Genomic DNA, 12,284 nt, shown 5'->3' with positions numbered 1-12,284 from the left:
GCGAGGAAGGAGGAGCGGGCAAAGCAAAAAAGGCGCGACGAGTGCGCCCCGTCACGCCCGACGCTCAGGTGGAGCGGCGGCCTGTCCGTGCCTCAACCAGCGCAATCGCCCGTTGGACGGCCGCGTCTATAGTCATTTCGCCCGTATCGAGCAAGTCCGCATCGTGCGCTTGCGTCAGCGGCGCGTCGGCGCGCCCGCTGTCGCGCGCGTCGCGCGCATGGATATCGGCGAGCACGGTCGCATAATCGACCTCGACCCCGCGCGAATGCATCTCGGCATGGCGCCGCCGTGCGCGCTCTTCGGGGCTGGCGGTGACGAACAGCTTGGCGTCGGCGTGCGGCGCGATGACGGTGCCGATGTCGCGCCCGTCGAGCACGGCGCCGCCGGGCTGGTTCGCGAAATCGACCTGCCGCTGGAACAGCGCTTTGCGCACCGCGGGATGTACCGAGACGCGGCTCGCGAGCCCGCCGGTCGTTTCATAGCGCAGCGCCGGATCGTCGAGCAGGCTGTCGGGAAAATCGCAGGCGGCGAGGGCATCCTCGGCCTTGTCGGCGTCGCCATGGTTGAGCTGCGTCTGATAGCCGACCGCGCGGTAGAGCAGCCCGGTGTCGAGCACCGGCAAGCCAAAATGCGCGGCGAGCGCCCGGGCGATCGTGCCCTTTCCCGACGCGGTAGGACCGTCGACGGCGATGATCATGCCGCGCCTCCATTATCCTTTTTGTAGAGGGCCCGCGCGAGACCCCAGAGCGCAATGCTCGCCCACGCGATCTCGAGCAGGAAGGAGGCAAGGTTGAAGTGGACGAGCAGCGAGATCATCAGCAGCAACGCACCGATCAGGTTCGCGGCGTTGAACAGCACTCCGTTGGGCTTTGCGGTCAGGTTGATATAGGCGAAGGCTGCGAGCACGCAGGCCGTGCCGACCAGCCCGATGACATTCGCGGCGGTGCCCGACAGCCCCTCGATCATGCCTGCAACTCTGCGAGCAGCGCTTCGAAATTGGGGAAGCTCGTCGCGACCGGGGCGATATCGTCGACCGTCACCGGCGCTTTGCTGGCGAGCCCCGCGACGGCGAAGCTCATGCAGATGCGATGATCGAGATGCCCCGCGATCGTCGCGCCGCCGGGCAGAGTATCGCCGCCGCTGCCGTCGATGATCAGCCCGTCCTCGCGTTCCTCGACGCGCGCGCCGATCGCCCGCAGTCCCGCCGCCATCACCGCCAGCCGGTCGCTCTCCTTGACGCGCAGCTCGTCGAGCCCGGTCGTCGTGGTCTGCCCATCAGCCAGCGCGGCGGCGACGAAGAGGATCGGAAATTCGTCGATCATGCTCGGCGCGACCGCCGGATCGACGTCGATGCCCTTCAGCGCGCTGTGGCGGACGCGCAGGTCGGCGACGGGTTCGCCGCCTACGTCGCGGCGGTCGAGTTCCTCGATGTCGCCGCCCATGGCGCGGAGCACCGCAACCAGCCCGGCGCGCGTCGGATTGAGGCCGACGTTGGCGATCGTCACCTCCGATCCCGGGACGATCAGCGCCGCGACAATGAAAAAGGCCGCCGAAGAAGGGTCGCCCGGCACGACGATCACTTGGGGTTTCAATTCGGCCTCGCCGCGGATGTGGATGTGGCGCGTCCCGTCGCTGTCGGTATCGACGGTCAGGTCGGCGCCGAAGCCGCGCAGCATCCGCTCGCTGTGGTCGCGCGTCGGCACCGGCTCGATGACCTCGGTGATGCCCGGCGTGTTGAGCCCCGCGAGCAATACCGCGCTCTTCACTTGCGCCGACGCCATCGGCAGGCGATAGGAGAGCGGGATGGCGGGCGCGAGGCCGCGCACCATCAGCGGCAGACGGCCGCCCGGCGAGGCCGAAATATCGGCGCCCATGGCGCTCAGCGGATCAACCACCCGGCCCATCGGACGGCCCGACAGGCTGGCGTCGCCGACGAAGGTCGCGGTGATCGGGTGGCTCGCGACGAGGCCCATCAGCAGCCGGGTCGAGGTGCCGCTGTTGCCCATGTCGAGCGCTTCGCGGGGCTGGAGCAGGCCGCCGACACCGACGCCGTCGATCACCCATTCGCCACCTTCGCGGCGCTCGATCTGCGCACCCATCGCGCGCATCGCGGCCGCGGTGGCGAGCACGTCATGGCCCTCGAGCAGCCCGGTAACCCGGCTCCTTCCCACCGCGAGCGCTGACAGCATCAGCGACCGGTGCGAAATGCTCTTGTCGCCGGGAATGGCGATCCTACCTTTGAGTGGAGCGGAAGCGGAAAAGGCGCGCGGCGTGGCGATCGGGTCATTCATGGCGTGCGGCTTTTGACAGCGGCCCGACAATCTGGCAAGGCGCACGCCGATTTGACGGATCGGCCGCGAGGCGCCGTTTGTTTTCCGAAATTCTACACCCGTTTCCAAAGGTTTACGAGGCTTATATGGTAAAGGCTGAATGGGGCACGAAACGCAGCTGCCCGAAATGCGCCACGCGATTCTATGATCTGACCAACGACGATCCGGTAACCTGCATCAATTGCGGCTACGCCTGGATCCCCGAATCGGTGCTCAAGTCGAAGCAGCCGATGCCGTTCGAAGAGGCGGCCAAGCCCGCCAAGACGAAGGAAGAGTCGAGCGACGACGATCTGGATCTGGACGTCGATGTCGACGAGGACAGCGATTCGCCCGACAACGACGTCGATCTGGGCGGCGACGACGACCTTGGTGTCGCGACCGGCGACGACGAAGACGACGAGAGCTGATCGTATCGGCGAGGGGCCAAAAAAGCATCGCGCGATGCATTTGGCCCCTTGCATCATGGGCGTTCGCTGGTAAAGGCGGCGTCCCGATCGCATCACCCAGAGCGATCGCACGAAATGGCACGGGGCCTTAGCTCAGCTGGGAGAGCGCTACAATGGCATTGTAGAGGTCACCGGTTCGATCCCGGTAGGCTCCACCATTTTCTTTTGCGGTGCGGCAGAGCGCTGCTCATGGCATATTAGAGGTCACCGGTTCGATCCCGGTAGGCTCCACCATTTTCCTTTGCGGCACGGCAGAGCGCTGCTCATGGCATATTAGAGGTCACCGGTTCGATCGGACGAACAGAGGGAACCTTGGGAGTCTCGCGCGGTTTTCCATAGGGTGTGGGCGGCGAGGAGAGTCATCATGTCCGGAGGCGGCAGGTCGCGCCATGCCGGCGAACAACAGGGCGAGGTCGGCGCCGCTGCCTCAGCGTCTGACGCGGGGGCGATGTCGGACTTTGCGAGCCGCCGCGATGCCATGGTCGATTATCAGATCGTCGCTCGAGGCATCGGCGGTGACCGGCTGCTCGCCGCGCTGCGCGCGGTGCCGCGCGAGCGGTTCGTGCCCGAAAACATGGTCGAATTCGCCTATGAAGATACGGCGCTGCCGATCGAGGCGGGGCAGACGATCTCGCAGCCTTATATCGTCGCGCTGATGATCGAAGCCGCGGCGATCGGCCCCGACGATCGGGTTCTGGAGGTCGGCGTGGGCTCCGGCTATGCCGCTGCGGTGATGAGCCGCATGGGCCGCGCCGTTCACGCGATTGATCGGCACCCGGAACTCACCGATCGGGCCGCCGAGCGGCTCGCCGCGCTCGGTTGCCACAATGTGACGCTGCGCACGGGCGACGGAACGCGGGGCTGGGCGGATGCGGCGCCGTTCGACGTCATACTCGTGGCCGCCGGCAGCCCCCGCGTTCCGCGTCCGCTGCTCGACCAACTGGCGCCCGGCGGCCGCCTCGTCATTCCGGTCGGCGAAGGGGGATCGCAGCGGCTGCTGCGCGTCACGCGCACCGGCGCGTCCGATTTCCGCGAAGACGATCTGGGCGCGGTCGTCTTCGTCCCCCTGATCGGCGAGCATGGTTGGCCGGGCGACCCGGTCGGCGCCGGCAAAGCGCTGCGCTGAGCGAAGGGCCGAAGCAGCGGCCGCGCCTATGTCGCCGACTGTTCTTCGTCGCGCTGCCGTGATGGGCCGCCGTCCTTTTTGATGAAGCTGATCTTGCCCTGCGGTTCGAGGATGGCCCATTCGACCGACGTGAGGCTGGCGATTCCGGCGAGCCGCATTTCGGACTCGATTTCGGATCGCGTCAGCCGGTCGCGGCGAAGATTGGCTTCGACGAGACGGCCATCGCGCACCACGACGCGGGGCTCGCCGTCGAGCAGTCCCTTGGCGCGCGGGAAGAGATAGGTGATCCAGCTGAGCACGAGCGCCCAGAAGGCGAAAGTCGAAATCGCGAGCATCGCGCCGGTCAGGCTGAAGTCGTTGTGGGTCACGCCTTGCTGGATCAGGTCGCCCATGACGACCAGCATGACGAATTCGAACGGCGTCATCTGCCCCAGCTCGCGCTTTCCGAGCAAGCGCAGGAGCAGGTAGAGGAGGCCGAACATGACCGTGGCGCGCAGCACGATATCCATCAGGGGAGGACCTCTATGGCCAGCGGCATCGCACCCAGCCGGCGCTCGCCATCATAGACCGCGATATCGCCGCGCGTGCCGGCGAAGAGCGGCGGGTTGATCTGCCCGTCGATCTTGATCAGCAAGCGCTTCCCGCGGGGCATTCGGTCATAGGCGAAGCGATAGCCGCCCTTTTCGAAGAGCTCCTCGGCCGGGGCCGGCATCATCGTGTTGATCGTCATGTCACGCCACAGGCTGGGGCTGACCTCGATCGCCGGAGCGTCGAGATCGGTTTTCGCCTCGACCGCGATCTCCATTTCGAAAAATTCGCCGTTACGGATGACCGAGGGCGATTTGACGAGCAGCTTTGCTTCGCCGAAGTCGGCCAGCCGGCGCTCGCCCGGTTGTCCTCCGGCTACCCCCGAAAGCGCGGCCAGCATCAGCGCGCCGAGCAACAATATCGAGATCGGGCTGGCATGACGGTCCCATAAGCCGCCCTTTTCGGCAGGCTCTTCGATTCCGTCGGGTGTCGCCATGGCCTTCGTCCCTTCGGCGCGCGAGCGAGACATTTATGCTCGAACCCCATCGAAACGCGGGACGGCGAATTCCGTTGCGCTATCGGTTGTTCGGCCCGCCCCCGGCGACGGATCAATCGGCCCCGGCTTTCGTTCGCGGTGCCAGCCTCAGAGTGCCAGCTCGTCCTTTTCGAACACCGGTTCCATGCGAATCGGGTCGGCGAGCGATATCTTGTCGAGGATAGCGGCGGTGTCGTCGCGCACCTTCAACATCAGGCTGCGCATCCGGCATTCGGCTTCGGGAAGGCAGTTCTTGCAGGTCTCGTGCGCGTTGCGGCTCGCACAGGGGACGAGTGCGAGCGAACCCCGCGTCAGCCGGACGAGATCGCCATAGCTGATGTCGATCGGAGGCAGCGCGAGCTGATAGCCCCCGTCGCGTCCGCGCTGCGAGATGAGCAGCCCTTCGCGCGCCATTTCGGAGAGGATCACGGTCAGGAATTTCGGCGGAATATTCTGTGCCTCCGCAATGTCCGCAAGCTGCACCTGCCCCTTGCCCCAATGATCGGCAAGGTGCTGGAAGGCACGGATCGTATAGCGGGTCTTTTGCGACAGCATGGCCGCTGTCTGAGCCCTTTCGAAAACAATTTCAACCTGTCAGCATGACAATCTTTGCGCCATTGATCGAAATCACTGCGGGGGGTAGCTTCGTGGCTAAACAAGGGTCGCCAACAGATTGACTTTTTTGGAGCAGGCGATGCGACGATGGTTATGGCTTCCCGCGTGGGCGGCGGTTGCGGGGCTTACGGCGACTCCGGCGACTGCGCAGTTCGGAAGCATCTTGCGCCAGGCGACTACTCCTGCGCCAAGCTCGAATGACGGCGAGGACAATGGCGGCTGCCCCAAGGGCAAGTCGGGCAGCAGCGTCGGGCGCGGGATACTGGGCGGCGTGCTGCGCGATGTCGTCGGCGATGCGGCGAGCAAGGCCGGAGTATATAGCTATGTCCCGATCAGCGAGGTCAGCGACACGCTGACCGACGCGATCGCCTGCCGCCTCGATCCCGAAGAGCAGAAGCAGGCGGCGGCGGCGACCGAGGAGGTGGTGCGCGGCGAAGAGGTCGGTGCATCGTCGAGCTGGACCAGCGAAACGCGCGAGAATGTCAGCGGATCGTCGACCGTCGTCGCGAGAAACGATGAATCGGATGGGCGCCGGTGCATGACGGTCAATGATTTCATCATCGTCGAGGGCGAAGAGACGCGTGTGTCCAAACGCATGTGCAAGGGACCGGGCGATGCGCGCTATGTCCTTGCGACCTAAGCCTGCGCGCCTGTTCGTCGCCGCGCTCGCGCTGGCCGGCCTGACGGGTGCGACGGTGATGGACCCGGCGAACCCGACCTGTCCGCTCGAGCCCAACTGGTCGGCCTATCCCGAAATGAAGCTGACCGTTGAAAAGCGCGGCAATATGAAGGTCATGCTGGCCGAAGGGCGGGTCGATGCCGGCCTTCCCGATCGCCTGACCGCCGCGCTCAAGGCCAATCCCGACGTGTCCGAAATCTGGCTGCGCTCGCCTGGCGGCGATGCGCGCGCCGGCAATGCGGCGGGGCGGATCATCCGCTCGAACTTCGGGCTCGGCACCCGCATCCCCAGCGGCTGGGCGTGTTTCAGCGCGTGCAATTTCGTCTTCATGGGCGGGCAGCCGCGGATGATCGAGCCCGGCGGGCTGTTCATCGTCCATATGTTCACGCGCACCGGCGACCGCGGCGCGATCGACATGAGCGTCGCGATGGGGACCGACGCGACGCGCGAACTGATCGGTGACATCGAGCAGGATTCGGCGCTGCTCGCGAGCGAGGACAATGATTTCCTGATCCGGATGGGCATTTCGCGCAAGCTCTTGACCGACATCATGTATCGCCAGAGCGCGGTGGCGACCGAGGAGAACAAGTCGACGCGCCGCTGTCTGACGCTCGACGAAGCGCTCAAATATGGCGTAACCTACGCGCCCGAATGACGATCACGCCGGTTGCAAAGTGCAACGGAAGGCCTAGACTGATCTGGAAAATCGGGAGAGCCGCAAATGAACGACATGACGCACCCACGCGCCAAATTCCGCGCGATGACCGAAGGCACGCAGGAAGACTGGGACATCATCGCCGCCGAGCAGAAGGCGTTTGCTCCGGACAATGGCGCGCGCATCCTCGATCATCTGAAGCTGCTCGCGGGCGATTACGGCGGCTTTCCGGTCGACCGGCTGACGCATTGCCTGCAGACCGCGACGCGCGCGCATCGCGACGGGCGCGACGAGGAATATGTCGTGATGGCGCTGCTCCACGACATCGGCGACACGCTCGGCGCCTTCAACCACCCCGACATCGCCGCGGCGATCCTCAAGCCCTTCCTGTCGGAAGAGAATCATTGGATCGTCCAGCATCACGGCATCTTCCAGGGCCATTATTTCTTCCACTATATCGGCCTCGACCGCGACATGCGCGACCAGTTCGCCGGCCATCCCTATGCCGCCGCCTGCGCCGAATTCTGCGAGAAATACGATCAGCCCGCCTTCGATCCCGACTATGACACGCTGCCGCTCGATTTTTTCGAGCCGATGGTGATGCGGCTGTGCGCGCGGCCGAAGCAGAGCATCTATAAAAAGGTGATGACCGAAGAGCCGGCCGAATAAAAAACAGGCCCCGGCCGATACGGCCGGGGCCCAGTTCCTTAGGAACTCGTCGAGACTCCGGTTTGCGCCGGGGTCTTGTTTGTTTCGGGCTTATTGACCCTTGAACGCGGGCTTGCGCTTCTGCTGGAAGGCCATGATGCCTTCCATCGCGTCGGCGCTGTTGCCCGCGACATATTGCCCCATCGCTTCGGCGTCGAGCGTGTCGGAAAGGCTTTGTGTGAGGGCGCCGCGCAGCACCTTGCGCATCGTGCCGAGGGCCACCGTCGGGCCGTTCGCGAGCCGTTTCGCCAGCGCGCGCGCCTCGTCCATCAGCGCCTCGTCATCGACCGCCTTGTAGATCAGGCCCCAATCGGCGGCCTGTTCGGCGCCGATCTTTTCGCCGAGCATCATCATCTGCGCGGCGCGCGGCAGGCCGACGAGGCGCGGCAGCAGCCACGACGAGCCGCCGTCGGGGATCAGCCCGATGTTGACGAAGGCCTGCAGGAAATAGGCGCTCTTGCCCGCGATGGTGAAATCGCCCGACAATGCGAAGCTGCATCCGACACCCGCCGCCGGGCCGTTGATCGCGGTGACCACCGGAATGTCGAGGTTGGCGAGCGCGAGCAGCATCGGGTTGTAATGGTTGCGCAACGCCTTGCGGCTGTTCGCGCCGCCGCCGACGGCCGACGCGGTGCGGTCGCCCGCGAGGTCGGCACCCGAACAGAAGCCGCGGCCTTCGCCGGTGATGAGCAGCGCGCGCGCGCCGAGCACGCCCATCCAGTCGAGCGCCGCGCGGATGTCGTCGGCCATCGCGGGCGGCATCGAATTGAGCCGCTCGGGCCGATTGAGCGTGATCGTCGCGACGTTGTCGGCGACGTCGAGCCTGATCGTGTCGAAGGTCGGGATGTCGGTCATGGGGAAGAATCCTCTCGCGAGCTGCTTTACCTTTACGTTCACGTAAAGTTGTGGCCGATTCGCCGGACGAGTGCAAGCGCTTTGGCCGGGCGGACTGTGTGCGGCAGGCCGGTCCATTGACGCCCGGTTAACCAATGTCGGGCATAGCATCGCGATCAAATCACGTGGGTGGCGCAATGAAACATGATCCGATCAATCCGGCGCAGCCAGTGCTCGACCAGTCGGTCGCGAGCGACTGCGGCGAGCTCGCCGTTGGCTGCAGCGAAGCCGCGGGCCGGATCAAGCGCGCGACCGACCAGATGGACCGCCAGATTTCCGAACTCGGACGGCTCGAGGATTATGTCGTCAGCCTGGAGGCCGACCAGCGCCAGATCGCCGATTCGACCGACGAGGCGAAGCTGCTTTCGGCGCGGGCGTGCGAGCAGCTCGACGCGGGGGCCGAACGCGTCAACGCTGCGGTCACCGAATTCCGTTCGGTTATCGACCTCGTCGCACGGCTCGGCACCCATGTCACCAACTTCGCCGCGGTCATGGAGCAGGTGCAGCAGGTCAGCCAGTCGATCGAGCAGATTGCGAAGACCACCAACATGCTCGCGCTCAACGCCGCGATCGAGGCCGAGCGCGCGGGCGACGCCGGGCGCACCTTCGCGGTTGTCGCCGCCGAGGTGAAGAAGCTCGCGCAGAATACGCGCGGCGCGACCGACGAAATTCGCCGCTCGATCGGCAGTCTCGCGACCGAAGCGAGCGGGCTCGTCACCGAGATCCAGTCGGGGGTCGAGCAATCGAGCCGCGCCGAGGCGCAGTTCGAAACGATCACTGATGCCTTGCACGACGCGACGCACCTCGTCGCGCTGCTCGACGATCAGAGCGACCGCATCGCGCAATCGAGCGCGATGGTCCATGCCAATGGCGCCAAGGTGCGCGAGGCGATGGACCGCGTCGTGACGTCGGTGCGCGAAAATGGCGCGACCCTCAACGCCACGCGCGATTCGATCCTGTCGATGGAGCATGTGTCGAACCGCATGTTCAACGCGGTGATCTCCGCAGGGGTCAGTCCGCGCGATTCGGCGATCGTTGACCTTGCTTCGACAGTTCGCGACGAGTTCGTCGCCCTAGCCGAAGCCGCACTCGCCAAGGGGGAGCTGACGATGGAGCAGCTCTTCGACACCAATTATGTGCGCGTTCCGAACTCGAACCCCGAGCGCTTCCGTACGACGCTTTGCGACTGGGCCGACGCCAACTGGCGACCACTGTTCGACCGCGTCGTTGCCAACCATCCTGAAATCAAGATGTCGTCGGCGGGCGACATGAACGGCTTTCTGCCGACGCATATCACCGACTGCTCGCGCACGCCGACCGGCGAGATCGAGCATGACACCGCGCATTGCCGCAACGGCCGCATCCTGTTCGACGAGACCGACGCTGCGGCGAAGCGTAGCACTGCGCCCTTCTTCATGACCGTCTATCGGCAGGAGGGCGACGGTATCAACTATATCACGGTGCGCAACGTCTATATGCCCGCGGTCATTGGCGGACGCCGCTGGGGCGATGTCGAGGTCGCCTATCAGCTCTGAGGCAAAGCCGGCGGCGGAGGGGGCGCTGCTGGATATTGTTCCAGAGCGGGGTCGATCGCAGCCCAAGCCGGCGCTTCCTGCGTCCAGATTGCCATCTCTGGCTTCAGGTCGTGCGGACGGTCGAATATCCCGATGCGCACGGCGCGCATATGCGGACGGATATCGGCGCCCGCGAACACATGCGTCGCGCAGGCCGGGCAGAAATACCACCGTATCTCGGTCCCGCTATCGGCGATGTAGCTGTTCGACGCCAGCTCGCCGGTGAGAATGATGTCATCGGTGCGAAAGAAGGCGTTATGCATCGGGCCGCCACCGGCGAGTTTCTGGCAATGACTGCACCAGCACTGGCGTGCCGCAAGTGCGGGGCTGGCGATTTCAACGCGCACCGCGCCGCACGCGCAGCTTCCCGTATAGGCCATCCCCTAGCTCCCCTGACGCCGCGCCATGAAGGCGAGCTTTTCGAACAGCATCACATCCTGCTCATTCTTGAGCAGCGCGCCGTGGAGCGGCGGGATCGCCTTGCCGACATCGCGGTTCTGGAGCACTTCGAGCGGCATGTCCTCGGCGAGCAGCAGCTTGAGCCAGTCGATCAGCTCGCTCGTCGAGGGCTTTTTCTTGAGCCCCGGGACGTCGCGCACGTCGTAGAAAATATCCATCGCACGGCTCACCAGCGTCTTCTGGATGCCCGGGAAATGGACTTCGACGATCTCGGCCATCGTGTCGCGGTCGGGGAATTTGATGTAATGGAAGAAGCAGCGGCGCAGGAAGGCGTCGGGCAGTTCCTTTTCATTGTTCGAGGTGATGACGACGATCGGGCGCTCCTTCGCGGTGATCGTCTCGTCGGTCTCGTACACATGGAACGCCATGCGATCGAGTTCCTGAAGCAGGTCGTTCGGAAATTCGATGTCGGCCTTGTCGATCTCGTCGATCAGCAGCACCGGGAGCTGCGGCGAGGTGAAAGCCTCCCACAGCTTGCCCTTCTTGATATAGTTGCGGATGTCGTGGACGCGCTCTTCGCCGAGCTGGCCGTCGCGCAGCCGCGCGACCGCGTCATATTCATAAAGGCCCTGCTGGGCCTTGGTCGTCGATTTGATGTTCCAGCTGATCAGCGGCGCGTCGAACGCCTTCGCGACCTCTTCGGCGAGCACGGTCTTGCCGGTGCCTGGTTCGCCCTTCACCAGCAGCGGGCGGCGCAGCATCGTCGCGGCGTTGACCGCGACCTTCAGATCCTCGGTCGCGATATAGGCGCTGGTGCCTTCGAAGCGCATGGGCGGAGAACCTTTCCCTTAACGTGAACGTCAACTCGGGATCGGCATAGCGGCGGGAGGGGGAGGGCGCAAGCATGGGCTGGCACCCCACCCGCAAGCGGGAGGGGCAGCGAGACTTGGTTCGGCGGAGCCGGACCTAGCCGCAGCGGGGTGGGCATGATCGCGGCGTGGCTGGCCCACCCCGCTGCGGCTAGCGAGCAAGCTCGCAAGCCTCTCTACCCCTCCCGCAAGCGGGAGGGGAAATCTTGTCAGCTATGCGCCCGCGCGGCGGCGCGTGCGGCGAGGAGGTCCCACAGGCCGCTGTGCTGCGCGATCAGCTGCTGCGCGCCGAAGCCCATCGCGCGCTCGGTCGCGGGGCCGTCGGCGACGGCGGCGGCGAGGCGCGCGGTGTCGCGCAGGTCGGGAAGGGCGCAGCGCTGCGGCGACAGGTCGAGCCGCTGGGCGCTGATGTCGAGCAGCACGCGGATCGTGCGCCAGTCGAGCGTCAGGGCGATTGCAGCGCCGATCGCGCAGCCGTGGCGATCGGATTCGGCGAGCATGTCGAGCGCCTTGCACTGGGCGGCGACCGCGGCTTCGCACTGGTCCTGCCCGGGCGTGCTCGGGACGGGGCCGACCGCCGCGGCGATCTTCGACAGGAAGGCGCGTTCCTGCGCAAAGGCCTGCGCGGCCTCGTCGAGCCAGCGGCGCGCCGGGCTGTCGATCGCCTTGCGCGCGGCGCCGTCGATCACGCCTGGATACCGGCCGTGGAGCAGGCAGATAAAGTGAACGGCGTCCGCCAGATTCCGCATCGCGTCGGCGCCGCTCGACAGCGCGCCCGACTTGACGTGCGGATGCGCGCCGGTGCCCTCGCTGGCGACGAGTGCATCGAGCAGGTCGGCGACGCCGCGCGTCGGGGTCTGGAGCGGGATCGGTTGGCTCAACGCTTCTTCCTCACTGGTCGCAGCATGGTCGGACCGCGCGCGATA

16 protein-coding genes and 1 tRNA gene are annotated in these 12,284 nt (G+C 65.6%); 7 read left to right on the top strand and 10 right to left on the bottom strand.

All coding sequences use genetic code 11. The annotated features are described in order from the left end of the window. Positions 1–64 precede the first annotated feature (64 nt). Genes CHB69_RS05445 through aroA form a run of 3 tightly spaced genes read right to left on the bottom strand, consistent with a single transcriptional unit; the run spans position 65 to position 2,291 of the window. Positions 65–697, bottom strand: coding sequence for a (d)CMP kinase (locus CHB69_RS05445; RefSeq protein WP_089214971.1), 633 nt, complete (start codon positions 695–697; stop codon positions 65–67). Next, positions 694–966, bottom strand: coding sequence for a CBU_0592 family membrane protein (locus tag CHB69_RS05440; protein ID WP_245836551.1), 273 nt, complete (start codon positions 964–966; stop codon positions 694–696). The genes CHB69_RS05445 and CHB69_RS05440 overlap by 4 nt, the downstream gene beginning before the upstream one ends. Continuing rightward, a complete protein-coding gene (gene aroA, locus CHB69_RS05435) occupies positions 963–2,291 on the bottom strand; it encodes a 3-phosphoshikimate 1-carboxyvinyltransferase (RefSeq protein ID WP_089214970.1) in 1,329 nt (442 codons plus the stop codon). Before aroA ends, CHB69_RS05440 begins: the two co-directional genes overlap by 4 nt. Positions 2,292–2,416: 125 nt before the next feature. Here aroA and CHB69_RS05430 point away from each other — a divergent pair, with 125 nt between their 5' ends. The 3 genes from CHB69_RS05430 (at position 2,417) to CHB69_RS05420 (ending at position 3,902) form a co-directional block, all read left to right on the top strand. Further along, positions 2,417–2,737: an FYDLN acid domain-containing protein gene (locus CHB69_RS05430; protein WP_089214969.1), complete on the top strand. Its 321-nt coding sequence runs from the start codon at positions 2,417–2,419 to the stop codon at positions 2,735–2,737. Between the two features lie 121 nt (positions 2,738–2,858). After that, positions 2,859–2,934: transfer RNA gene (locus CHB69_RS05425), tRNA-Ala, on the top strand. Between the two features lie 206 nt (positions 2,935–3,140). Next, positions 3,141–3,902 (top strand): protein-L-isoaspartate(D-aspartate) O-methyltransferase, encoded by a 762-nt coding sequence (locus CHB69_RS05420; protein WP_245836550.1) that lies wholly within the window; start codon positions 3,141–3,143, stop codon positions 3,900–3,902. 26 nt (positions 3,903–3,928) lie between these two features. Here the strand turns inward: CHB69_RS05420 and CHB69_RS05415 are convergent, their stop codons facing one another. The 3 genes from CHB69_RS05415 to CHB69_RS05405 all read right to left on the bottom strand — a co-directional run bounded on the left by CHB69_RS05415 (position 3,929) and on the right by CHB69_RS05405 (position 5,520). Then, on the bottom strand, positions 3,929–4,411 hold the full coding sequence (locus CHB69_RS05415; protein WP_089214968.1) for a DUF421 domain-containing protein: 483 nt from the start codon (positions 4,409–4,411) through the stop codon (positions 3,929–3,931). Next, positions 4,411–4,926 (bottom strand): hypothetical protein, encoded by a 516-nt coding sequence (locus CHB69_RS05410; protein ID WP_141133918.1) that lies wholly within the window; start codon positions 4,924–4,926, stop codon positions 4,411–4,413. The genes CHB69_RS05415 and CHB69_RS05410 overlap by 1 nt, the downstream gene beginning before the upstream one ends. Before the next feature lie 147 nt (positions 4,927–5,073). After that, positions 5,074–5,520: an RrF2 family transcriptional regulator gene (locus tag CHB69_RS05405; protein ID WP_089214966.1), complete on the bottom strand. Its 447-nt coding sequence runs from the start codon at positions 5,518–5,520 to the stop codon at positions 5,074–5,076. Positions 5,521–5,659: 139 nt separating this feature from the next. Here CHB69_RS05405 and CHB69_RS05400 point away from each other — a divergent pair, with 139 nt between their 5' ends. The 3 genes from CHB69_RS05400 to CHB69_RS05390 all read left to right on the top strand — a co-directional run bounded on the left by CHB69_RS05400 (position 5,660) and on the right by CHB69_RS05390 (position 7,583). Beyond that, complete coding sequence (locus CHB69_RS05400) at positions 5,660–6,220, top strand: hypothetical protein (protein ID WP_089215092.1); 561 nt, start codon at positions 5,660–5,662, stop codon at positions 6,218–6,220. Next, positions 6,195–6,914, top strand: a complete 720-nt coding sequence (locus CHB69_RS05395; protein ID WP_245836549.1) for a COG3904 family protein — start codon at positions 6,195–6,197, stop codon at positions 6,912–6,914. Before CHB69_RS05400 ends, CHB69_RS05395 begins: the two co-directional genes overlap by 26 nt. Before the next feature lie 66 nt (positions 6,915–6,980). Beyond that, complete coding sequence (locus CHB69_RS05390; RefSeq protein ID WP_089214965.1) at positions 6,981–7,583, top strand: HD domain-containing protein; 603 nt, start codon at positions 6,981–6,983, stop codon at positions 7,581–7,583. A gap of 90 nt (positions 7,584–7,673) precedes the next feature. On the opposite strand, the gene CHB69_RS05385 is transcribed toward CHB69_RS05390, so the two are convergent. Further along, on the bottom strand, positions 7,674–8,477 hold the full coding sequence (locus tag CHB69_RS05385) for an enoyl-CoA hydratase-related protein (protein ID WP_089214964.1): 804 nt from the start codon (positions 8,475–8,477) through the stop codon (positions 7,674–7,676). Positions 8,478–8,653: 176 nt separating this feature from the next. Here CHB69_RS05385 and CHB69_RS05380 point away from each other — a divergent pair, with 176 nt between their 5' ends. Next, complete coding sequence (locus CHB69_RS05380; protein ID WP_245836548.1) at positions 8,654–10,051, top strand: methyl-accepting chemotaxis protein; 1,398 nt, start codon at positions 8,654–8,656, stop codon at positions 10,049–10,051. Here CHB69_RS05380 and CHB69_RS05375 read toward each other — a convergent pair. From CHB69_RS05375 to CHB69_RS05365, 3 genes are all read right to left on the bottom strand, one after another. Continuing rightward, positions 10,042–10,470, bottom strand: coding sequence for a GFA family protein (locus CHB69_RS05375; protein ID WP_089214962.1), 429 nt, complete (start codon positions 10,468–10,470; stop codon positions 10,042–10,044). The genes CHB69_RS05380 and CHB69_RS05375 overlap by 10 nt on opposite strands. A 3-nt stretch (positions 10,471–10,473) precedes the next feature. Further along, positions 10,474–11,319: an AAA family ATPase gene (locus tag CHB69_RS05370; RefSeq protein ID WP_089214961.1), complete on the bottom strand. Its 846-nt coding sequence runs from the start codon at positions 11,317–11,319 to the stop codon at positions 10,474–10,476. A gap of 248 nt (positions 11,320–11,567) precedes the next feature. After that, positions 11,568–12,239, bottom strand: coding sequence for a DUF6975 family protein (locus CHB69_RS05365; protein WP_089214960.1), 672 nt, complete (start codon positions 12,237–12,239; stop codon positions 11,568–11,570). Positions 12,240–12,284: the final 45 nt, after the last annotated feature.

This window comes from Sphingopyxis indica (assembly GCF_900188185.1).
Lineage (GTDB): Bacteria > Pseudomonadota > Alphaproteobacteria > Sphingomonadales > Sphingomonadaceae > Sphingopyxis > Sphingopyxis indica.
This window is presented reverse-complemented; position numbering and strand designations above follow the sequence as displayed.

Coding starts and splice junctions, on each gene's coding strand:
- CHB69_RS05370 (WP_089214961.1), bottom strand. CDS start 11,319: ATGCGCTTCGAAGGCACCAGCGCCTATATCGCGACCGAGGATCTGAAG.
- CHB69_RS05440 (WP_245836551.1), bottom strand. CDS start 966: ATGATCGAGGGGCTGTCGGGCACCGCCGCGAATGTCATCGGGCTGGTC.
- CHB69_RS05445 (WP_089214971.1), bottom strand. CDS start 697: ATGATCATCGCCGTCGACGGTCCTACCGCGTCGGGAAAGGGCACGATC.
- CHB69_RS05395 (WP_245836549.1), top strand. CDS start 6,195: ATGCGCGCTATGTCCTTGCGACCTAAGCCTGCGCGCCTGTTCGTCGCC.
- CHB69_RS05380 (WP_245836548.1), top strand. CDS start 8,654: ATGAAACATGATCCGATCAATCCGGCGCAGCCAGTGCTCGACCAGTCG.
- CHB69_RS05375 (WP_089214962.1), bottom strand. CDS start 10,470: ATGGCCTATACGGGAAGCTGCGCGTGCGGCGCGGTGCGCGTTGAAATC.
- CHB69_RS05415 (WP_089214968.1), bottom strand. CDS start 4,411: ATGGATATCGTGCTGCGCGCCACGGTCATGTTCGGCCTCCTCTACCTG.
- CHB69_RS05390 (WP_089214965.1), top strand. CDS start 6,981: ATGAACGACATGACGCACCCACGCGCCAAATTCCGCGCGATGACCGAA.
- CHB69_RS05430 (WP_089214969.1), top strand. CDS start 2,417: ATGGTAAAGGCTGAATGGGGCACGAAACGCAGCTGCCCGAAATGCGCC.
- CHB69_RS05410 (WP_141133918.1), bottom strand. CDS start 4,926: ATGGCGACACCCGACGGAATCGAAGAGCCTGCCGAAAAGGGCGGCTTA.
- CHB69_RS05420 (WP_245836550.1), top strand. CDS start 3,141: ATGTCCGGAGGCGGCAGGTCGCGCCATGCCGGCGAACAACAGGGCGAG.
- CHB69_RS05385 (WP_089214964.1), bottom strand. CDS start 8,477: ATGACCGACATCCCGACCTTCGACACGATCAGGCTCGACGTCGCCGAC.
- CHB69_RS05405 (WP_089214966.1), bottom strand. CDS start 5,520: ATGCTGTCGCAAAAGACCCGCTATACGATCCGTGCCTTCCAGCACCTT.
- aroA (WP_089214970.1), bottom strand. CDS start 2,291: ATGAATGACCCGATCGCCACGCCGCGCGCCTTTTCCGCTTCCGCTCCA.
- CHB69_RS05400 (WP_089215092.1), top strand. CDS start 5,660: ATGCGACGATGGTTATGGCTTCCCGCGTGGGCGGCGGTTGCGGGGCTT.